Consider the following 21,527-nt stretch of genomic DNA (forward strand, 5'->3'; position numbering starts at 1 on the left):
CCCGCTCCGGCCCGGGATGAACAGGGAAGGGGTCAACCCAGGGCGATACCGAGGAGGCGACGACCGGCGGGTTTCGGCAGACAAGCGGCAGCGGCGGAAGGCGTGCCCAAGGGCCGGCACGCGCTACTCGGTTTCGGAGCGGGCTGGGGACAAGAGCGGTCGGAGAGAACCCGACCTGATGCAGGCGTGGAACGCCTCCAGATCTCTGGGTGCGCAGCGTCGATCGGCCGCCTATGCACCCGGCCACCCTTGTTGCCTGCGCTCGCAGAGCACCGCGCCTTGGACGACCGAGCCAGCACGGGGTTGCGAGCGGGCATGGCAGGTCCGAGGATTGGCTTCGCTCTTGCCCCTCTCGCCCATGCCATCCAAGCCTCAGACGCCGTTGCTGTCCCGCAAGCCCGTAGCCGAACATGCGGATCGGGCGCTGATCCAGGCCGCGATCACAGAGGCCCACCGGCGCATCAAACGCGCGCTGTCCGCGCACTTCCATGACTTCACGGACAAGCAGCAGCGTCAGGTTCGGGCATTGCTGGGCGTAAAGGCGCCCAAAGCTCCGACTCCGATCACCAAGGCAAGGCCGAAGCGCAAAGCGCAGACCTAGTTCCGTCTAATGGGCCCGAGCCCGAGGCTATTGATGCGCGGTTCTTTGCAGCGCGTGCGCCTGCGACTGAACCGGGGCAGACATGGCATCGGCCGCGGCCGTGCTGAACGACATCGGCGTCAGGGCGCCTTCGGTCACCGAGACCTGGGCCCGCCCCAGCACCGCGCCCTGCTTCTCGGCGGCAAACAGCTGGGTGCCTTCGGGCCCACCTTTGTCGACCATGTCGATCCTGGTCATGCCTTGACGCTTGGATTCCACCGCCAGCGCCGCTGCCAGATTCTCGCGATGCGCTTGCATGGGAAGCACCTGCCCGTTGGGGTCCAGGACTTCGATCCTGCGCATGACCATGTCGAACCGGTGATGGTCGGGATGATGCGGATCGGACAGCTGCAATACCGGCCCCGCGGTCGCGCGCGGATCCTGAAAGTCGATCACGCCGCTGGCCTTGAGTTGTGAATACACCTCGGCCTTGTGCCGATCCCTTCCCACGAATGCCTGGATGGCGTCGGTCAGCACCTGCTGGTCGGCCGCACTCATCGCGCCCGGCACCAGAAAGTTCCTGAACTCTCCGGGCTGCTCCGGCATCTCCTTGAGCGCTTCCTGATACTGACCCTGGCCACTGAGCTCGAACTCGTGCGACGCATTGGCCGCGCGGCTGACCAGGCGCAGATTGCTGGTGTCGTTGAAGGCATCCAGCACATCGGCCTTCTTCAGGCCCTGGCCGCCGGTGTGCTTGGGCAATTCCTTGAGAAGCGCCTCGAATGCGATGGCATGATCGATATCGAACGCGTCGCGCGTGCAGAGCTGCCTGGTGACTGCGCACTCGAAGAGCGGCACCTTCATCGTGTCGAAAGGCGCCACCGGACGCGTGACCGAGGCTTCACCGCGGTAGGCGTCCTTCAAGGCGCTTTCGAACCACTTCTCCACCACGGCCGTATCGAATGAGAGGTCCTTGCGCGTCATCGCCGGCGTCCAATCGGCCTCGAGCGTCGCGGCGCGCCGCTTGGCGCCGTCGGTGTCCGGATCGAAGGCCGCCCGCGGCGCCGACGGATCGAAGCCGAAACGCGCATGGCACCATGCGCGCCATTCGGCCGATTGCGGCCCATGTTGGTCGTGGACACGATCCGCTGCATCGCGTGCGCGGTTGACCGCCGCTGGCAGCAATCTGAGGTTGCTCACATCGTTGTAGCCCATCTGGGCTTCGGCCAGATTGCGAACGTCCAGCGCCTTGAGATGGTCCTTCCACTGCACGATGTGGTCGATATCCAACGCCTCGGGCGTATGCCAGCTCCCCTCTCGCTCGCTGTAGTACAGCAGCACCGGGCGCTGTCCCGGCAGCGCTGCCGGCGTCGGGCTCATGTGCTGCCTGGCCCAGTCGTTGCGCATGAATTCTTCGGTGGACCCGTAGAACGCCAGGCCGATGCGCGAGGCCTCCGGATCCCACGCCGCGTTCTGCAGTGCGGCCCCGTGCTGGGGCGGCTTCAACCCCTCCCAATCCACGAGTTCCACCTGCTGCCCGCTTTGGAGCGGGTGCTTCGAGGCGCCCATGGCCAATCTCCTTTTGTGGGATTCCTTGTCTGGAACATCCTAGCGCCGGTGCATAGCGTGGCTGGAAGATCCTGGAGGGGCGGCGCCTCGAAATGTGACTGGACGCTCGAACCGACCTCTGTCGTCTGCAGCCACCTGGACCGACACGGCCCGATCGGATCGCCAACCTGCTGAAGTTGAGCGCCTGCAACCGCGCAATCATTCCGCAGTGCTCAACGATGTGCCAGGTCGGCATGCCAACGTCGCTGCCCTCATCGATTGCGACGGCTGCGTCGTGTTGAGGCACGGATGCGTGAGCCGCACGACGCCTGGAAGCACGTGCCATGCGCCATGCTCAATCGGCCGGCCCAGCAGGGGCAGCCCTGATCGACGTTTCATCCTGATGGCGCTTCATTGACACAAGTCGGGTTCAAGGACTCAGTCCCAGCTTGCCTCATTGGCTGTTGACCACGCAGAAACTCTGTTGGATATCTGCGGTCACCGCGTGCCACGTCGTGGCAAAGGGGCGCGGTGGTCGTCTTTCTCACACCACTCCGGCATCGCGCCGGTCTCGGCTGTCTGCTCCACCTCCGTCAACTCGCATGTCGCTCAACAGGCACGGCCCAGGGCCGTGCGTGCTGGCTTCGTGCGGCCCGCCAACATCATGGAGAAGCCATGCGATTCCCGATCTTTCTCGCCGTCTTTTTGCTCACCACCTTCAGCGCCGCAGCGCAGGCCCAGGTGGTCACCCTCAACAAGGGTGGCTTCATCCTCACCTACGACTGCACCGAGCACACCGCCACGCGCTACGAATACACCCTCGGCGCCGATAACGGCTCCGCCGTTCGCCCCTCCGACTTCAACCTCGACACGACGCTGCCAAGCGGCTGCGGTGGCCAGACCTCGACGAAGTCCTATTCCAGCGTACGCTCCGGCTACGATCGCGGCCATCTGGTCACCTCCAACCACATGGACTACAACACGACCTACATCCGCCGCGCCAACCTGATGTCCAACATCGTGCCGCAGGTGTCGGGCTTCAACCAGGGCATCTGGGTGCAGGCCGAAAACGTCGCCGAGTGCTACCGGGACATCAACCCCGTCGAGGTGTACGGCGGCGTGGTCTATGGCGACACCTCCAACGACTACTTTTTGGCCAGCCACGGCATCCGCACGCCGGAATACTTCTGGAAGACCATCATCACCACGGATCCGAACACGGGCGCCGAGAAGGCCATCAGCTGGATCATTCCCAACGAGACAGGCCTGGGCAGCCTGGACGACTACATCGTCTCGATCGCGGATCTGGAGGAACTCATCGGAGCGAGCAATGTCAGCATCACCGCGTCCTATGAGGTGAAGCACATGCTGCCCAGTTCGACCTGGACACTGCCGAGCAACTGCGACCTGAGCTGATCGCCAGCGGCGCGCGCGTGCCCGCCCGGGCCGGGCATGCGCATCAAGGACGACAGCGTGCCATGGGGACAACCGCGTCAAAGCCACGCCGAAGGGAGGATTGCGGAGCGAGTCGCCGAATGCGGAGCGGCGGAAATCGCCGGGCGCCTTGCTGAAACTGGAGCGGGTGAAGGGAATCGGCTCCAGGAGCCGAGACTCTTCTCAATCAAGGACTTACGGTGGATCCGCGTCCGTAATGAAGATACCCGAAACGATACCTACATGCTAGCGCAGCCACCCCACCCTTCCTAGCTTTTTCTGGTATAGAAGAAGCCAACGTTCACGAGGGACAGAGCGTCAGACCCAGAAGAGGCCTTACGCCTGCCACCCGCAAGCCAGGCCTGACCCGAACCAGGCGGCTGCTAGTGCCCGTTAGGACTTAACTCTTCGACCTCCATGGCAGACGCTTTTGTTACCGGCATCTGGCCGTCGATGTGGTTCACGAACAACCGCAACGCACCACTCAAGCTGTGCAGGGACGCATCAAGAATTGACGCAGGCCTTTTGAGGATCACTTCGGCCTCAATACAATCAGCGAGCTTGCTCGCGTAGTCCTTATCAACACCAACGAAAGACGCTGAATTAGTTATCCGAACGCGGCCACGCATGATTTCCTCAAGACGCGTCACAGCAAGAACGCCACCAGTGCGAAGCAGGCTTAAAAGTTCTCGCGGATCATCGGGCGCGCCGACCAGAATTGGCGTAGTGGTTGCATCAAACACCAGAGAGTTGCCCTCATAAAGCGCCTTCAATGCTGCCGCTCGATCATCGGCGCGCTCAATGCTTTCAACCGCAGCTGCCAACTCTTTGCACTTCTCGAGGACGACAGCTTCATTAGTATCGCCACTGGCCGAGTAGATTTCGAACGCGTGACGTGCGACGCGGCGTGGATCAGCAAGCAACCCGTCAAGACGCGCTAATGCTTCGTCTTTCCATTGCTCCGGCTCTAGTTCGAAGATCCCCCGCAGCGCCATGTAATTAAGGCCTCGGTAGATCCTCAGTAACCTTTCCAGTGTGATGGGATCATTCCCAAACTCTGCTCGCGCCTCGACAATCGCCCCCTGAACCTCCTCATCGGAGTGCCGATTGTAGTGATTGATTACAGCAATCGAATCTTGCTTATTTTTTTCAAGTGTGAGCTGAAAGTTCGCAGCAAGCTCTTGGTAGTCCACCCCGTCACGCCCTCGCATGTGGTCGACAAAGGATGGAGAGGTTGGCCACATGTCACTAACTTGCGCAAGGCCAAGCTCACTGACAAGCTCACTGAATGTATCCAGATCATCTGGCGACTCATCATCGGCCTTACCTTGCTGCCCTTTTCTACGCCGGTTATAACTGCGCATCGCCAGAGCCATTCCGAAGTCTTGGTTCAAGAATGGCCTTTCGACCAGCTTAATGTTATCAGCATCCAACCTTGTCGCCGCGGTCCAGAAAAGCGCTGCGCTTGGCAGCTGTGATTGGAATACCTTACCCAGGAGATCCTTTGGAAGTTGCCGCAGCAGTAAATCCATCTCAGTCAAGAAGAACCTCACGGTACGCAAATTTTCTATCTTGGCCCCTTGAATGAGGTCTACCAGCTTATCCAGCCCTTCGAGCAGGCATTCGCGCACAGATTGATCGACAAAGCCTTTGATCACCTGATCGCAAAAATCACGCAGTTTAGGCTGTAAAGCCACCGATTTCCCGATAATGCGTTCCTTGTATTTTCCATAACTTCCTTTGAAGTTATCTTTGGCTCGCTCCTCATCTGCGATGAGCACACAGTGAACGCCACTGTCGTCGATCAAGTTAACCACAAAACCGAACAATACGTCGAAGTTACCCGCAAAGCGTTCTACGTCGTCGATGCACACCACGCTCTTCCCGGCCGTTGCGTCAGCCTTGAGTTTGATGTCCTTCGGGTCAATTTTTGCAAAGCGCAGGAGCGCCCTGCCGACCACCGTGCTAACTTCTCTCACCATTTCAGTGCCGATGTCTTTGATCGATGCCTGAAATAAAGCGCGCTCCAATTCCTCAGAATTCTGAAGACCAGCAGCTGACACCGTGATTGGAGTCAGTCCTTTCAGTTGATCTGCATAGCTCCGCCACATAAATGACTTACCGACGCCCCATCCTCCATGGATGAGGATGGCGTAGCCAGGCTGCGGACTTTGTAGGTATGAATCAAGCTGCTGCATGAGTATGCACTCCTCCAATCTCCGCACCATGCTAGCCCCATGATCCTGGCACGCCTAGTTGGCATCCACTCCGTAAAGCCGCCTAGAGCTTGGAAGACTCGGCTGAATCCCGCTCATGACGGGTCTTTCGCGACCTCTATCTACGGGATTTTAGATATGGCAAGCTGATTCCAGTCCAGCACTTCACACCGCCATGAAAAGTCAACGACTTAAGGCTGCTTTGGACCCTTGGATGCGGGAGGCGACTTGGCACACTTTTGATGGGCTCGACGAGCAACGCTTCCATCGAGCTTTGGCTGCTGCGTTCGAGGTGCTTGGCACCCCTGCTGACGCGCTAGACCTTGAAACGGCAATGCTGGAACTTGCCCGCGAGCACCATGGGGAGGTAACGCGGCACCACCTCGAAGTCATTGATGAGCGCGCCCAGTTCGCAGAAGCCGTCAGCCTTTACCTTCACAACACAAAGTAGCTTCTGCCAAGAACGGCAGACCGAAGCTTTCAGGAGGCGCCGGGCAGCGGAAAGTGTGGCCGCCTGGGTTCTGCTAACGCGTCCTCCTGTAAGAGCTTGTCACCGTCCGTTGACCCGCAGAGACAATTCTGCTCGTTGACAAATCCTCGCACCTCTCTCAGCGCCTGAGCGCAACGCAAGGCTTTATCAGGGACGAGCCTCTGGGCGAGATCAATCGTTTTACCAGGCAATCAAAGCGAACCTGAGCCATTGCCGCATCTTAGCTCTTGGTAAGTCACGCGACCTTTCAACGTAGATGCCTCTTGACATAACCTAATATTCGATTAGAAATTGGGCATTCCATCAAATCGATAAAAATATGGACCGAGAGCCAAAGAAAAACAAGGACGATGATGATGACGGCCTGCTCATCGTCGCCGTTACTGTAGGATTAATTACTATTCTTGCGAGCTGGATGGTCATCGCGATGATTGTTAGATCACTTTGAACCAAGAGCGCTGAATCAGATTAAAAATTATATCCCAAACATTCTTAGGATTATACTCGCTAACAACATAGCTCCAGCGTACCGCTAGGGCTAAAAAAGCGACGAGAGCAATAACTAAAGCGACGAGAGCAACCGAAGTCCGATCGTATTCCTTCCTGATATGCCAAAGCCAAAAAGTGGCAACCGCAAGCGGACAAACGCCTGAGGAATTAATTACCATTTCCCATAAATAGTCCTTGTACAGACCGTAGGCGACCACAGAAACGATCAACAATAACACCGAACAGCAAAAGAAGAATCCATCCGCCGCCTGACCAAAAATCCGTCTATCTTTCCTAACAAAGAGTCCTAGTCCCGCAAAAACGGCAGCGAGAATCGGGAGGTTAAAAAGCGCGTAGTCGACTACCTCTTGATCCACAGCGTGATTCAAGACAGCTGACGCTCCACATATCACCAGCACAATGAAAAAGCTCAACAGGATATTAAATAGCGAAGGGGCGCCACTTAGTGATGATCCGGATTGCTTTAATAGAGTTTCATCAATCGATTGCAGACGCAGCTCATGCGCATCAAGCTCAGCCTTGCAGTCACTATTCAGATCTTCCAAAGCCTGGCAACGCTCTTTTACTGACTCAAGCGAAGCACGTAGAAGTTCTATATTTTTCTCCAAACCAGCAAGGTCAGTAAGGGCACCTTCAAGATCCCGTTTGATACGAGACCGGTCTGGATCGAATCTATCCCACAGCGAGGCGATCAATTTCATACTTCCCCCTCCTTGGGGCTCAACTTTTCAGGAACCATGTTCCGTTTCTATCGATCAAGGCGCCACTGGAAACAAGCTCCTGACCGCAATCGAGAATAAGCTGACGAAGCTGCGCACTGGTGCTTCGATAGCCAAGCTGACGCGATACGATCAACACCAACTCGTCCGGCTTTGCCCCAAGGTTGTCAGAGATCACCTTTAAGATCGCAACCCTGATCTCGCCTGGCGGCAAGAGCTCGGGGCGGCGCAATGTCAGGGACTCGACTATCGAGCGGTCGCGCACGCGGACCTCTTTGCCCGGAATGGCCAAGAAGTCCTTGTCGACGATCTGCACACCACCCATCGACACCACCGACCCAATCGCATCCTCAACAGCTTGCTGGATGCGCGAGCCTGCGCGCTGCAAGCCCCAAAGCGTCCGAGCACGCGTGACGACCTCGCTGCGATGGATGGGGCTTTCCACCTCCACGATCTGCCGCACGATGGTCGCGAGTTGTCCTGTTGGGACGAGATGCAATTCAAACTGATTGCTTGGCACCGCAAAGGACGCTTCGATGTAAGGCTCGGTGTCCGGAGGACTTTGCGCCTCGATGAGCCCCATCTCGGTCACTTCACCGCGATCGACTGTCAGGATCTCCACCGGCACCGCACGGTGCGAAGGCTTGGGACTGGGCTCTGAGTTCACTGACTCCGACTTCGCCCGTTCAATAGCGGCGACAAGCTTTTCAAGCTCCGCCTCAGGACGGTGGAACCAGTCCGAACTCCAAATTCGGTAGACCTGCCAGCCCTTGTCGCGCAGCACACTCGCACGCAAACGGTCCCGATCACGCGCGCTTCGGGCGTCCCGATACGACTGCCCGTCGCACTCAATCCCTAAGATGTAGCGTCCAGGTTCGTCCGGATTGGCAATCGCGATATCGACGAAGAAGCCTGCCAAGCCTACATCGGTGTGAAGATCGTAGCCTCGTGCACGAAGCGCCTGGGCAACCTCTTGCTCGAACACGCTTTGACTGACGTCGCGCTTCTCCGTGGTGAGCGTCAGGCGACCAGTCCTGGCGTAGTTCAAGAAGAGCTTCAAAGCGAAAGTGCCCTTGCCCTTAGCGCGATCGGTATCGATGTCTTCGTCAGTGATCGAAGTGAATATTTCGCAGCGCGACTTGGCCCGGCTGATCAACACGTTCAAGCGACGCTCGCCCCCTTCACTGCTCACGGGACCGAAATTCATCGTCATGTGGCGCTGCGCGTCGCGCCCGTAGCCCACAGAGATGAAGATGACATCGCGCTCGTCGCCCTGGATGTTCTCCAAACTCTTCACGAAAAAAGGCTCTGCTGGATGATCGGCAAAGAACCCTTCCGTCTCAGGGTGCTGGCGGCGCAAGAGTTCCAGTTCATCGAGAATGGCGCGGCGCTGCGCTGTTGAGAAGGTCGCCACACCAAGTGTGAGCTGAGGTGTGTTCTGCGCATGCGCGAGCACTGCGAGTGCCACAGCCTTGGCTTCTTTGGGGTTGGTGCGCGTGTTGCCCCGGTCGTAGATCGCTTCTGGCAAATAGTGCAGTCGCAACCCAACACCGGCTTCGCTCGTGTAGGGACTTGGAACGATGAAGAGCTTGCCTTCGTAAAACTGCTGATTAGAAACAGCGATCAACGACTGATGGCGGCTCCGGTAGTGCCAACGCAGCATGCGCTCAGGCAAGCCTCGCGCACGGCAAAGGCCCAAGATGCTTTCCACATCCGACGCCTGCGCCCCGCCCTCATCGTCTTCCCGATCGCCCCCATCGCCAAGCGCTTTGGAGAAGAAGCGCGTGGGCGGGAGTTGCCGCTCATCACCCACGATCACCAACTGCTTTGCGCGCGCAATCGCACCGAGCGCATCGATCGGCTGCACCTGGCTCGCCTCGTCAATGACCAGCATGTCAAAGTCCAGCGCGCCTGCCGGCAGGAACTGCGCCACCGAAAGCGGACTCATCATGAAGACGGGTTTAAGCGCCTGGATCGCAGGGGCACACCGTTGCATCAGTTGCCGGATCGGCAGATGCCCCTTCTTCTTAGCCATCTCGCCAATCAAGACAGCGGTCGGGCCTGTTGCTCCACCTTGACGGGGGATCTTGCTGTGGTGCGCCTTGACGACCTCGTAGCACGCGAGCTGCATGCGCTCTTGATCGAGGCTTGCAAAGCTTGCCACCACCTGCGATTGACGCTGCCCGTCAAAGCTTGCCAGCGCTCGGTCGCGCTGCACCAGTGCTTGAAGCACCGCTTCGTAATAAGACAGCTCAAACACGCCCAAAGCGTCAGCAACTGCCAAGTCCCCCTTGGCAAGCGCATCGACCACCGCGCCAAGCCCCTTACGCTTGGCCTCATTGGCAATGGCCAGATACGCCACCCAAGTCCTGAGCCCTTCTGGATCGGCTTGCCAGCTCGCCAGCTGTGATTTGAGCGTCGCCAAGGATGTTTGGCTTGGGTCACGCGTGATCTCGGCGTTGCCTTCAAACTGCAAGCCAACCAGAAGGTCCATCACTTCGCCTGCCAGGATGCCCGCAGCTGACGACGCTCGCTCGGCTTGGTCCAGCAGCGGTTGGGGCTGACTGATGCGTGCGGCCAAGGGCCGAAGCTCGGGATTTTGCTCAATCCAAGACACGATCGGATGAAGCTCACTTGCCTTACTGTCGAGCGCTAGCCAAAACGGGCCAAACGCAGATGCCCCGTCATTGGCCACTGCCTCAAACGCAGCATTGGCCGCTTGTGCCTGTTGGATCTCACCTATCGCCGCGAGCGCCTGCTCGACGGTCAGGTCCTCTGCCCCGAGCAAGAAGGCTGCCTGCTCAGATGCGGCCAGCCAAAGCGCCGATTTATCCATGAGATCAGAAAGCGCAACACGCTTTAAGACGGTCTCCTCGCCCCAAGGATTGCGCTCAGCTGCAAGTAATGCTTCGTGCACGGGCGAAAGATTGCGACCGAGTTCTTCCAGAACTGGCTTCACGCGCTTGGCAATCTCGGTTGCCAGAACCCGGTCACCGATGTCAGCTAAGCGCTCACGCACTCCACTCCCTAAGGGACGGAGCGTGCGCATCCAAGCCACAACGCCTCTGAGGAACGAAGGGTTTGAGCGCTCGCGTTGCCAGTTCGAGCCAAACGCCTCTTGGCCTTGGGGGTCGTGCTCGGCGATTTTGCGCTGCGCCGCCTTGGCATCGAGCAGCACATCCAAAGACCCGAGCATGTCCAGAGCCGGAAACTTGGGGTTAGAAAGCAGTGGGCGGATTGTCTGATTGGCGCGACGCCAATCACCACTGAGAAAGCGAAACAGGCTCGTGCCGCGCATGGCCAAATGCCCACGCGCCGCTTCAAGTTCCGCAGGGTCTTTGTTCCAGGCGCTGTCCCGGAAGACCGTTGAGAGGCTTGCTTTGGCCTGCTGGACGCTTTCAACGGCCACGACGATCTCTTCGACCGCATCAACCCCTCGGTCCCAAATGTGAGCCACCAGCGCATCGCGATCGAGTTCCGGAATGCTCGTGGCCCGCTCAGCGATCGCAACGAGGCGGAGCGCGAGATCCAGCGTCAGCGGTGACTTCTCAGCCAGAAGCTGCGTCAAGCGAGTGAGGTCTGGCAGAAGCCGAACCAGCGCGCTGTGTGCCCCTCCGAGCGTTGCAAGCTCTTTCCCCAAGACGAAACTGCTTGGCAAGGCACCCAAGGTGGCCTTAGTGGCGTCCCAGTCTTGCGCCAACGCGTCCACTTTGATCTTGGCTTCGACCGCCGCCCTGGCCTTCTGAGCGCTTTCCAGCGCATCAATGACTGTCGAAGCACGACCAGGCTCGCCCCAAACCTCGCTTTGGAGCGCGTTGGAGCCAAGCTTTGGCGCTTCTAGGAGCGCCTTCACGCGCTGAACCGCAAGGCCCGCATCATCAAAGCGCGCCGGAGAGGCAAGGTCCAGTGTGTGATGGAGCGAAGTGCTTGACGCTTCCCAGTCCCCCAGCCGCTGGGACAATCCTGCGACCAAAATGAGCAACCGGTCGCGTTCACTCGGCAAGAGACCGTCGTTCTGAACGCCGCTCCAAGCGTGCTCATCTGGAACGCCGATTTCTTCAACTCGCTCGATCAGTTCGCGCAGGAGCGATTCCCGCTCCTCTTTTTGATGGGACGCCCAGGAGGTCGGGGCGTCCAGAGGCAAACTCTGGGTCGTGTAGCCCAAGCGACGCAGGCGCACCATGTGTCCGAAGACTTGGTAAGGCGTCAGTCCAGACGGCTGGTGAGCTTCGTGCAGCCGTTCCACATGGGCGTTGAGCGTGTCACGTCGCTCGGTGAGCTGCTCGATGATGGGCGCAGCACTGCCTCGCTTGGGCTCGCCTAAGTTCAGCGTGTGGCGAAGTTCTTCCAGTAATGAGCGCTTGTTGGCTTTGTTGCTATGGAGTTCCAGGCAGGCCACACCCACACCGACCTGATCCAAACGGCGTTTGACCGGGTTCTACCCCGAAATCACGGACGGTTGTAAAAGGGCTGAGAACTTCTGGTCTTGCCTGGCGACCCTTCGTCGCATCCTCGGGTTGTGGAACCGCTCGATGTATTCGAACACATCCGCCCTCGCGGCATCGAGCGTTGGGTAGGTCATGCGGTAGACCCGCTCGCGCTTGAGCAGGCCGAAGAAGCCTTCGCACGCGGCGTTGTCACCGCAGTGGCCCACCGCGCTCATCGAGCACACCAAGCCGTTGGCCGCCAGGTAACGCTGGTAGTCGCCGCTTCGGAACTGGCTGCCACGGTCGGAGTGCAGGATCAGTGGATGGCTGCCTTGGCGCTGCCAGACCGCCATCTGCACGGCCCTGATCACCATCTGACGATCCTGACGATGATGCATTGACCACCCCACCACCCGCTGGTCAAACAGGTCCAGCACGATGCACAGATACAGCTTGCCTTGCCGGGTCTTGAGCTCGGTGATGTCGGTGACCCACCTGGTCTCCGGCTCCAACGCGGTGAAGTCCCGCTCCAGCAGGTTGCGCACACCCGGCGGCGTCAGCGCCGGCTTGCCGCGCTGGCCTCGCCGCTTCGGTCGCGGCCAACCCTGCAGGCCATCGGTCGCCATCAGACGCGCCACCCGGTTCAGGCTCGCCGTCTCGCCTTCCTCGGCAAGGTCTTCATGCATCCGGCCGGCGCCCAATGTGCCCCGGCTGTCCTCATGCAACTCACGGATCCGGCCGAGCAAGCGCTGGTTGTCGCGCTCCCGGGCACTGGGCAAGCGCTTACTCCAGTCGTAGTAACCGCTGGCCGAGACCCGCAGGCAACGACACATCAGTCGCACTGGAAACTCATCGCGGCAACGTTCGATCACCTGATACCTCAGGATGATCCCTTGGCAAAGAACGTCGCCGCTTCTCGCAAAAAATCCCGCTCCTTCTTCACCCGGGCCAGCTCGCGCTTGAGCCGCGCCAGTTCCTCGTCCCGGGGCGTCCCGGTGCCACCGAAGGCCACCTGGCCCCGGCTCTGGGCCTCCCGCTTCCAGCGGGTCAGCAATGCATCCCGGATCCCCAGCTCCCGGGCCACCTGGGCACAGCTGACGCCCGGCTGGCTGGCCTGCTCAACCGCACCGCGCTTGAACTCGGTGCTGAACTTCCTTCGCTTCGACATGAACACTCCTCATGGCCTTGATCGGCCTTCTCGTAAGTGTCCGTGAAAACGGGGGTGAACCCCAGGCGTCCAAACGCCCCCATCCGCTGCCCCAACGCGTCTGCCTATAATGCTCCCAAAGTGACGCGTGTTCCAGCCGATTGGGGGGGTCTGTGGGCGAGTTGCGCAACAGTGAGATTCACTGGGTGGTCCACCATTACATCGGGGTAGAAGGCGGCTACTTGGGCGATTTCTCCTACCGGACCCACCGGGAGTTCTATTCAGCATTCTGCGACCTGGACTTAGATCTTGACGCCTTCGGCGGCAACACCACGCGCGAGCGGTTTCTGGCCGTCCTGAGTGGGGTGGAAGGACACCAACAAGCGGCAATTCTTCGAGGCATCGCTAAGAAGTATCCGCAAGGTGGGGAGCACTTCCGGACGCCACAGGCTTACCAAAAGCTTTTAGAGCTGGCCAAGCGCTGTGCCGATGGGCTCTCGGTCCAGGACAGCAGTCCAGCCATCACCAGCGATGTCTTGAAGCGTGCGCTTGCTGACGCCAACACGCTGATCCAAAGAGCCGGCCCCACACATGCGGTTGATCGCATCCACACAGCGCTTCATGCTTACCTCAAAGCAGTCTGTCACGCCCAAGGGATTGACGCCCCCGCCGGCGCGACCATCACCAACTTGTTCAAGCTGCTCCGCAACGAGCATCCGGGCTTGCGCGACTTGGGCAGCCAATCGGACACGATGAACAATGTCCTGCGGTCGTTGAGCAATGTCATCGACTGTCTCAATCCCGTGCGCAACAATGCGAGCTTGGCGCACGCCAATGAAGAACTTTTGGGCAAAGACGAGGCCATGCTCGCGATCAACGCAGCGAGAACCGTTTCCCAGTATCTGGACAGCAAGTTCCGTTAACAAGTTGGACCACTATAGGTTACCTGCCGTGACTGCCCTCCTCTTTTTGAGGAGGACAATCGCGCCATTCTTTCTTACATCGATGGCTTTGCGCGGCGGAATTTCAGTTCCCAATGCCCAGAATGCTGCCCGGCCCCAGTTTCCGCGTTCGAATTCATACCACTCGTTGACGTAATGTCCTCTGGTAGCTCCATCTTGAAGTTCTTCTCCAATGCTTCGCAAGCCTGCGTCATCTCTTGACGCGCCTTATCTATCCGCCATCGCTGGATGGCCTGAATTCTTGGCGACACATGCACCTTCGCGCGCGCCAAGCGCCGTTGTGCACGGTGCGCTGCTTGTGTGTTGGAAGACGGATCGTGCTCCGAGAGCTTCGCTTCTGCCCTGACCACTCTCAGGCGTGACCGGTGAGGACCGGTCATCACATGCGTATAGCGCTTAACTGCGTTGGCCAAGGCTTCGGTGTCTTCAAACAGAAAGGGCTTTGTCGCGTAGCTTTCCGTCCGACGGCAGCGCAGCGCTGTGTAAGCGTGTCTGAAAGCGGGCTCGATCTGGATCCCTGGGACTTGGCGCAGGACCGCAAGCGATTGCTGAGCCACTTCGCGTTGCGCTTCAAGCCAGTCTTCAATAAGCTGGGCCTGCGCGTTCAGGACCTCTGCATCCTTCCTGCCCGAAGCGCGCGCCAGGCGCGTCACCCGGCTCAGGTGACCCGTTCGCCCACTGTATCGTGTGTAGAGCCCGGCGCTTGGTGCAGGTTGCCGCGCTAAGCGCTCCTTGATCTGTTGGATACGTTCAGCAACTCGCGATCGGGCTTGTTCTGGGCTCGTATTGGCCTCTGATGTTGAGGTTCGTGCGCGTGCACGATCACGCAGCGCTGCGGCATGGCTGTGAGACGGCGGCACGGGCTGCACGAGAGCGCCGCTCGCTTTCATGCGTGCGGCGACCATCCTTGATAGCTCAATGGCCACGTCTTGCCCCTTGTGCCCGGTCACTTCTGGCGTGAACCTGGCCTTCCGCATCATTGCGACTTTGGCTTTGCCCAGATGTTTGGTCGGCTCCCGCGTAAGTTCACGGGCACGATCCAGATCGCCTCGCAAACAGCATCTCTGGCTTGTGCCCTAAGCGAACGATGATCGACCCTTGCAGCAGCGCCTGCTTGGGCCAAGTGCTTGTTGATGATCTCAGCAATGTGCTTGCGGATCTGGCGAAGCTCGCGTGTTCCGCCACCACGGCGCGCATCAAACTCTTGACAAGCGCGCTCCCCGAGGCCATCCCGCCCAACCTCCCGAGCACTCATCAACAAGTGGACATGATGGTTGCGCTGATCACCTAGCCTGCTTGGCGTGTGCACTGCGACGAGCACCGCAACACGGTATCGATCAACCAAGAACTGTCCGAGCGCTAACGCCAAGACCTTGCGCTGCGCCTCATCGAGGCTTTGCGGAAGTGACACTTCAACCTCGCGACAGACGCGCGCGTTCTTGCGAGTCTCCGCCGCCTCATTGGCGGGCCAGAACTTTTGGGCATCAAGGCACCATTCGGGGCGCGCCGCGTGGGGCGAGCATTTGATAGAACGCCACACCGTGCCGGCGTGAGTAGTCGTGGCCTAAGCCGGTGCTTTCATCCACGAGAACAAAGCCGGCCCGGTAGGCCGCAGCGGCGACGGATGAGTCGCCTTTTCCTCTGCTGAATGATTTCATCGTTGCGTGATAGATCGCCATCTTGGAACTCCTTTGTGATTGGAGAACCCAAGAAAGAGGCAGAACGGATCCTGTCTAGGCATCAATCGCCTCGGCGATTCTGAGATTTACGTCTCAGGGTTTTTCGCCCTGTTGAGCAGCGCTAGCAGCTCAACGAGGTGGCCAACGGCCACCGCACCGACGACCTGTCGGCGGCGCACGGTTTTCGAGAATCGAAAACCATAAGTGCGTTGTTGCTTGTCATTTTTGGGTTTGCCCGGATGCTGACTTGCGGCTTAGAAGAGAGGTGCCGTAGACCCGGGAGAGGCGTGGCGAAAAAATCGCCAACCTATAGATGAACGAAGTATAAACGGCGCCTATTCATTTTCGCCGATATTCGCACGAGACGCCGCTTCTTCGTCATTTGCCGGCGCTGCCTCAACTGAGGAGTCCTCTTCTGGCACCTGGCTTTCTGCTGCCTCAGGCTCCGTCGTTGGCTTCACCAAGGCCGCGAGCTGCGCTTCAAGCTCTTCTAGTTGGCTCTCGGACAACTGGCGCACCAGCTCGAAGATCTGTCCAAGTCGATCGGACTCCGCAACGAGCGCGCTTAGCGACACACCAAGGATCTCAGCAAGCTCATAAGCCGTTTTGAGGTCAGGGGTGTGAAGCTCAATTTCGTAGCGGCTGATCCGTGACTGAGCGATGCGTCCCTCCAACCCTAAGGCTTCTCCCAAAGCCTGCTGAGGCAGGCCAAGGGCTAGACGACGCGCTTTGAGGCGCGACGCAAACAGCGACAGGATTTCAGGGGGCCGCGCACTCATCCCTACAAGGATGAACGTGAGCCACCAGACCTGCAAAGATTCGTTGAACGAATGATTCGTTCAACGCATACTCGTCTCGGCCGGCAGCGCTGTCAACAGCTCTGACCCAGCCTGGCCGCCACGTGCCATGCCGGCCCCCTCTCCACCCTGTAAGGAATACACATGTCCAGAGCACTCGTTGCAGTCATCGGACTGACGGCCCTTCTGGCGGCTTGCTCGGGCGACGGACCATCGGAATCCCAGCGACAAGAGGCCTTCTTGCTCCACTTGAAGGAGGAAGGCAGTGACAACGCCAAAATCAGAGACTTCGAGAGCAGCAAGTGCACGAAGTCTGAGAGCGCCCCGACCTATGCGTGCGATGTGAGTGCAACGGTCCAGGCAATGGGTCGTGACTTCGACCACGAGCTGGACGGGATCTACACCTTTGCGGAGATAGGCGGCAAATGGAAAGTGACTGGCCGCATCCAGTAACGCCAATGCTCGCACTCCTCTCCACAAGGAATGACCCATGACCATTTGGAACCTGCTGTTTTTCTTCGCCCTTGGTGCGGGTGCACTGATCGCGCTTGGACTGAGCAAGACGTTGAAAACGCGCCGCGCGAGCGCTGCTTTTCAGGAAGACTATCAGCGCTATCACGGCTACAAAAACACGGACATCGCGCTCTCCACTGCTCGATCGGCGATCAAGCTCCGCGAGGGGAGAGACATCAAGCGTTACGACTTCAGTGATCTGCGGTCGTGGGAAAAGCATTGGCACAACTCACGCCACGAAGGGACGCTTACCCTGAGCGTGAGGGACATCAATCATCCGGTGTGGACCATCAATTTCGCAAATCAAGACGAGATGAACCGCTGGTACGAACTTGTTAGTCAAGCGATCAACGAGAAGTTGAAGCTCTGACCAATGCGCCTTCTGACGAAAGCGCATTGGCATCGCAAAGTCTGATCGATATCACTCCGCTTTGCCCAAGGAAGAAGCTTCTCCCCCATCACCGGACGCTCGGGATAGGCAATGAGAACTGTAAGGGTCGAGTGCCAACCGGTTCTCAGGTGACCCGTCCCTCGACTCCTGAGCCAACTCACGCTTTGCCGCGTGGTGCGTGTGCCTGTCTGGCAAGCCCATCAACCGGGCCTGGTCACGGTAGCGTGCGAGAAGCGCATCAAAGGGTGTAGTCGAGAGATCTGCCGGCAAAGCAGTTTGGCGCCGCGCCGCTAAGCGCTCAGCGAGCCCGGTCTCAGTGTGCTGTCTACGTGCGACCTTTGCCAGATCTAGGTGTCGCTCGACTTCTTGCACCACGCGCGAACGGATCCAATCGACCTCCGGCTTCCCATTGATGCGTCCATCAAGTTCGCGCGTTTTGGATGTCAGGCCTTGCGCTTCCATGCGGCGCGTGGTGGCTAGGAAGTGCGCATAGAAGTTGCGCGGGTCTTCGCTTGTCGGCGCGTGGTGACTGACTTGTAGCGCAAAGCCAAAGCGGTCGACCAGCGCCTTGGCGATGTCGAGCGTCAGGTCCCAGCGCTGCTCCTCATCCAGCTCATGAGGAAGTGTCACCTGGAAATTTCGGCACACCGTGCTGTCTTTGCGCTTCTCAGCAGCCTCTGCGGCTATCCAAAGCGTTTGGGGGTCATCGGCCCAGGTGGGCGCGTCTGGGGGGACCATGCAGCGCACGCGAAGCACGCCTGCTCGTCCTCGATAGTCGTAGACGGCCTTGGTCACCGGATTGGCGAGCAGCAGCGCACCGCGATATGCGGCTTGATCAAGGGCGTTGTGCCCTTTGGCTCGGCTAAAGGTTCTGACGGAAGTGTGGAAGATCATGGAAGGCTCCTGATGGTGAATGTCAGGAGAGCGAGGAGCTATATTTTTCTTTGGCAAGCCCCCTAGCTCAATTTTTTCTCTTCGTGCACTCAGGCGCTAAGGCAGCGCTCCAAACCATCAGAGGCGTAATTTTGCAGCCTTGATTTCGACGTTCGATTCGAAAGCAAAAGGAACCACAGGCTCGGTGACCTCATCCAGGTCAGCACGCTGGGCAGCAGCGGCCTGGCGGGCAACGATCGCTTCGAACTTCGCCAGCAACTCAGCGCCATGGATGTTACTTCTGACCTCTTCTGCTGTGACATGCCCCAGCAGCGCCCCTACAACTTCGTCGTGCCCCTGCTCCAACGCATTGACTAGAGCGCGTCCCGGGACCGCACTTTCATCGGTCACCGCAAGAAGCGCCTTGACGATATCCAAGTGACCACTCCCCGCTGCCTCATTGAGCGCGGTGCGCCCGAACTGGCGCGGGCGCTCGAGCGGGACGATGGCTTCGATCAGCCGCTGCACCACGGCCAAGTGACCGCCTCGGACGGCACTGTCTAATCCGGCGCAGTATGTGTCAACCGCATCTGGCAAGTTGCTGTCGATGAGAAGCTCGATGACTTCCAACTGTCCCTGGGACGCCGCGCTGGGGAAAGCGCCAAGTGCGCACTGGATCTGTGACGATACGGGAAGGAGAACGCGCACCACCTCGACGTGCCCTTTCGAACAGGCGGCTTGGAGCGCCCGACTGTCCTGCGCCTTGGGATCCGAACGCGGGATCAGAGCAAGCACAGTTGCCACATGACCGTTCCGGGCGGCTCGCAGGAGCGCCTCGCTTTCATTGCTTAAGGCATCCGAATGCGGAAGCAGAGCCTCCACCATCGCCACGCGTCCCAAACTTGCAGCTCTGATCAAGGCTTCTGAGTTGTCAAGGTCCGGCTCTGTCAACGAGATCAGCTTCTTCACAATCGACGCTGTCCCGCGCTGCACCGCCCGAATGATTGGATAACTCTGTGAGACGCCGTCCAAGTGCGGGAGCAAAGCATCGACGAGCGACTCATCCTTGGCATCGACCGCCAGGCCCAAGATTTCCCCGGCAAAGCGCGAAGGATCATCTGCTGCTTGGATCATTTGGGTGATGGTCGAATAGTCGTTAACGCATATTGCCTGTTGGATCAAAGCCTTGCTTTCTTCGTTCATGTGCTCTCCCGCTTGAACATCCACGCTAAGGCAGCCATGGCATTCGTCAAGGCGCTCGCAAAATCGCGATAAAAGATTTGGGGAGAGATCGAAGTGGCGATCGCTCCGCCAAAGACGCCTTATAGCTAAATATAATAAGAACACGTTTAGGTATCAAGTTTGACTAAATAAACACTATACATAATTAGCTCGATCTTATACCTTAAATCAGTTTAAAATCAGGCACAGCAAGGGTTTCAAGACCTGCACCTGCAATAATTTCATCGCCTCAAATTGACCCAATGCTCCTTCGCTTGAACGATGCCCACGCATCTCCGAATTCTATTATCGCCATTTTTATCTGTTGACAGATTTAGGTTGAACGTTATCGATGATTTCCCTTTCAACAAACAGGAAACATCATGACGCAAAATAATCCTATTCACCCAGCACAAGGCGAAACGCTTCACTTCAAATCCATCAAAATCGACAAGATCGAGTTTAGCGATGTAAGCGCCTATGGGCGGCAATCCGTCAACGATCTTGGCGATCTCATCTTCCAGTCATGGGAAAGCATCCGCCAAAGCAAGCGACGCCGGCAAAGCCGCTACCCGCAAGCCTTACCACTGGCCACACCAAGCCGACTGCTCTCTGTGGAAGCTGCCGACTTCCTCAAAGACATGCAGCGAAGACGCTTACAACCAAACACGGTGACATCGGCTGCTCGGTCATTAAAGATCTTGGTCATGAGCTGCGGAAATGTTCCGGCCGCCAAAGTCACGCCGCAGGACATCCATCAATTCTGGGACTTGCTCCGTTGGGCTCCGCCGGACTTGTTGAGCAATGTGATCTATCAGTCCATGAGTGCAGCTCAGATCATCTCCCACGGCACAGCGCTGAATGTCCGTTGCCCAGCTCAGGCGACCTTTGCGCTGCATCAGCGTTGGCTTACGAGCTTCTTCAACGCCTTGGAAAAAACAAAGGCTATCCCTCATTCACCGATGGCAGGCTTTAAGCCACCGAAGCCCTCCTTGATCACTCAGAATGCTCAGTCACGCTTGCTGAGCTTGGCCGATCTTCAGAAGATCTTCGACGATCGAACTTTCGTTCCCTGGGCGAGAGAGCTCCCCCATCGATGGTGGGCGCCCATTCTTGGTCTATACACCGGAGCGCGGATTGGCGAGATCGCGCAACTCAAAGTCACCGATGTGCTTTGCGATCAGGGCAAGTGGTGCATTGCCATTCGGATGACGCCAGACGACGACTTGAAGAGCAGCGCTCAACCGACCCGGCAGCGTCTAAAGGGGAAGAACGCGATCCGCACGATCCCTCTCCACGACCAGGTCATCGAAGCTGGCTTCCTCGACTTCTTGCAGGACATGAAAGCGTTCGGGCACGCGCGACTTTTCCCCCACCTATCCTCTGGGAAGAACCGAAAGACTGGCCAAAGCAATGCCAGATACAGTCAGGGCCTGCTCAATCAGTTCAGCGACTACCTGAAAAGTCTTGGTTTTCCAAAAGGCGTTGGCTTCCATGGCTTTCGCCATACATTGGCGACGGAGCTGCATGCCGCAGGCGTCACACCGCAGGATATTGCGCTGATCACGGGCCACTCTCTCGCTAAGTCTGCGCCCGTGCTTCAAACGCACTACATCCATCAGGCGACGACACATGTGCTGGCTCGACAGATCGCAACCATCGATCAGTTCAAACCAGGTGTCGTTCTCCCGCGTTATGTCAAAGGGCAGTTCGCCAGCAAGCTCCGGAAGGACGCAAAGGTCTACCCCTGAGCGCCTGGAAGTTCAAACGTCAATCGCTCGCTTGCAAGCGCCGGATCGCAGGCGCTTGCACATTGCCGTCATGGCGCAATGCAAGGCGACGCTTTGAGGACCCTCTCGGCCCAGACAAGGGCGAGGTCGAACGCCGCCACTGCGGTGTCGCAACGTGCGTGGTCCATCCCCGCCCTAGCTTCGAAGGTCTGATCGCCAAGCTCATTGACGCGCGCCAGCTCTACCGAGGCATGCGGCAAGACGATGTAGATCTGCCACTCTGATCGATC

15 protein-coding genes and 2 pseudogenes are annotated in these 21,527 nt (G+C 58.5%); 7 read left to right on the top strand and 10 right to left on the bottom strand.

Going from position 1 to position 21,527, the window contains the following annotated elements; all coding sequences use genetic code 11:
• Window positions 1–358 precede the first annotated feature (358 nt).
• On the top strand, window positions 359–601 hold the full coding sequence (locus ACFJIT_RS12230) for a hypothetical protein (RefSeq protein WP_379653751.1): 243 nt from the start codon (window positions 359–361) through the stop codon (window positions 599–601).
• Window positions 602–628: 27 nt separating this feature from the next.
• Here the strand turns inward: ACFJIT_RS12230 and ACFJIT_RS12235 are convergent, their stop codons facing one another.
• Complete coding sequence (locus ACFJIT_RS12235) at window positions 629–2,149, bottom strand: XVIPCD domain-containing protein (RefSeq protein WP_379653752.1); 1,521 nt, start codon at window positions 2,147–2,149, stop codon at window positions 629–631.
• Between the two features lie 654 nt (window positions 2,150–2,803).
• On the opposite strand from ACFJIT_RS12235, the gene ACFJIT_RS12240 reads away from it, so the two are divergent.
• The gene (locus ACFJIT_RS12240) at window positions 2,804–3,544 is read left to right on the top strand and encodes a DNA/RNA non-specific endonuclease (RefSeq protein ID WP_379653753.1); all 741 of its coding nucleotides are present in this window, start codon (window positions 2,804–2,806) and stop codon (window positions 3,542–3,544) included.
• A 401-nt stretch (window positions 3,545–3,945) separates the two neighbouring features.
• Here the strand turns inward: ACFJIT_RS12240 and ACFJIT_RS12245 are convergent, their stop codons facing one another.
• Entirely contained in the window at window positions 3,946–5,760 is a 1,815-nt protein-coding gene (locus tag ACFJIT_RS12245) for a P-loop NTPase fold protein (RefSeq protein WP_379653754.1), read from the bottom strand.
• 193 nt (window positions 5,761–5,953) lie between these two features.
• Here ACFJIT_RS12245 and ACFJIT_RS12250 point away from each other — a divergent pair, with 193 nt between their 5' ends.
• Window positions 5,954–6,229: a hypothetical protein gene (locus ACFJIT_RS12250; RefSeq protein WP_379653755.1), complete on the top strand. Its 276-nt coding sequence runs from the start codon at window positions 5,954–5,956 to the stop codon at window positions 6,227–6,229.
• A 473-nt stretch (window positions 6,230–6,702) separates the two neighbouring features.
• Here the strand turns inward: ACFJIT_RS12250 and ACFJIT_RS12255 are convergent, their stop codons facing one another.
• The 3 genes and pseudogenes from ACFJIT_RS12255 to ACFJIT_RS12265 form a co-directional block, all read right to left on the bottom strand.
• Window positions 6,703–7,479, bottom strand: a complete 777-nt coding sequence (locus tag ACFJIT_RS12255; protein WP_379653756.1) for a hypothetical protein — start codon at window positions 7,477–7,479, stop codon at window positions 6,703–6,705.
• 19 nt (window positions 7,480–7,498) lie between these two features.
• Window positions 7,499–11,929: pseudogene (locus ACFJIT_RS12260) on the bottom strand (DUF3320 domain-containing protein); the annotation flags it as partial.
• Between the two features lie 6 nt (window positions 11,930–11,935).
• Window positions 11,936–13,092 (bottom strand): IS3-like element ISStma5 family transposase gene (locus tag ACFJIT_RS12265; protein WP_087944427.1). Its coding sequence is split into 2 segments (ribosomal slippage): window positions 11,936–12,852 and window positions 12,852–13,092, totalling 1,158 coding nucleotides; the frame shifts between segments, so codons are not numbered across the junction.
• Between the two features lie 152 nt (window positions 13,093–13,244).
• Here ACFJIT_RS12265 and ACFJIT_RS12270 point away from each other — a divergent pair.
• The gene (locus ACFJIT_RS12270; protein ID WP_379653757.1) at window positions 13,245–13,994 is read left to right on the top strand and encodes an abortive infection family protein; all 750 of its coding nucleotides are present in this window, start codon (window positions 13,245–13,247) and stop codon (window positions 13,992–13,994) included.
• Between the two features lie 74 nt (window positions 13,995–14,068).
• On the opposite strand, the gene ACFJIT_RS12275 is transcribed toward ACFJIT_RS12270, so the two are convergent.
• The 3 genes and pseudogenes from ACFJIT_RS12275 to ACFJIT_RS12285 form a co-directional block, all read right to left on the bottom strand.
• On the bottom strand, window positions 14,069–14,938 hold the full coding sequence (locus ACFJIT_RS12275; protein ID WP_379653758.1) for a plasmid mobilization protein: 870 nt from the start codon (window positions 14,936–14,938) through the stop codon (window positions 14,069–14,071).
• Window positions 14,939–15,009: 71 nt separating this feature from the next.
• Window positions 15,010–15,712: pseudogene (locus ACFJIT_RS12280) on the bottom strand (MobA/MobL family protein).
• 335 nt (window positions 15,713–16,047) lie between these two features.
• Window positions 16,048–16,527 (bottom strand): helix-turn-helix domain-containing protein, encoded by a 480-nt coding sequence (locus ACFJIT_RS12285; protein WP_379653759.1) that lies wholly within the window; start codon window positions 16,525–16,527, stop codon window positions 16,048–16,050.
• A 126-nt stretch (window positions 16,528–16,653) separates the two neighbouring features.
• Between ACFJIT_RS12285 and ACFJIT_RS12290 the strand changes: the two genes are divergently transcribed.
• Both ACFJIT_RS12290 and ACFJIT_RS12295 read left to right on the top strand, forming a co-directional pair.
• Entirely contained in the window at window positions 16,654–16,962 is a 309-nt protein-coding gene (locus ACFJIT_RS12290) for a hypothetical protein (RefSeq protein WP_379653760.1), read from the top strand.
• Window positions 16,963–16,999: 37 nt separating this feature from the next.
• Window positions 17,000–17,392 (top strand): DUF4755 domain-containing protein, encoded by a 393-nt coding sequence (locus tag ACFJIT_RS12295; protein WP_379653761.1) that lies wholly within the window; start codon window positions 17,000–17,002, stop codon window positions 17,390–17,392.
• A 51-nt stretch (window positions 17,393–17,443) separates the two neighbouring features.
• Here the strand turns inward: ACFJIT_RS12295 and ACFJIT_RS12300 are convergent, their stop codons facing one another.
• Window positions 17,444–18,307, bottom strand: a complete 864-nt coding sequence (locus ACFJIT_RS12300; RefSeq protein WP_379653762.1) for a MobA/MobL family protein — start codon at window positions 18,305–18,307, stop codon at window positions 17,444–17,446.
• 117 nt (window positions 18,308–18,424) lie between these two features.
• Window positions 18,425–19,489 (bottom strand): ankyrin repeat domain-containing protein, encoded by a 1,065-nt coding sequence (locus ACFJIT_RS12305; protein WP_379653763.1) that lies wholly within the window; start codon window positions 19,487–19,489, stop codon window positions 18,425–18,427.
• A gap of 401 nt (window positions 19,490–19,890) precedes the next feature.
• On the opposite strand from ACFJIT_RS12305, the gene ACFJIT_RS12310 reads away from it, so the two are divergent.
• Window positions 19,891–21,258, top strand: a complete 1,368-nt coding sequence (locus ACFJIT_RS12310; protein WP_379653764.1) for a site-specific integrase — start codon at window positions 19,891–19,893, stop codon at window positions 21,256–21,258.
• Window positions 21,259–21,527 lie beyond the last annotated feature (269 nt).

The sequence above is a fragment of the Pseudoxanthomonas sp. UC19_8 genome (assembly GCF_042700505.1).
Classification (GTDB): Bacteria; Pseudomonadota; Gammaproteobacteria; order Xanthomonadales; family Xanthomonadaceae; genus Pseudoxanthomonas_A; species Pseudoxanthomonas_A winnipegensis.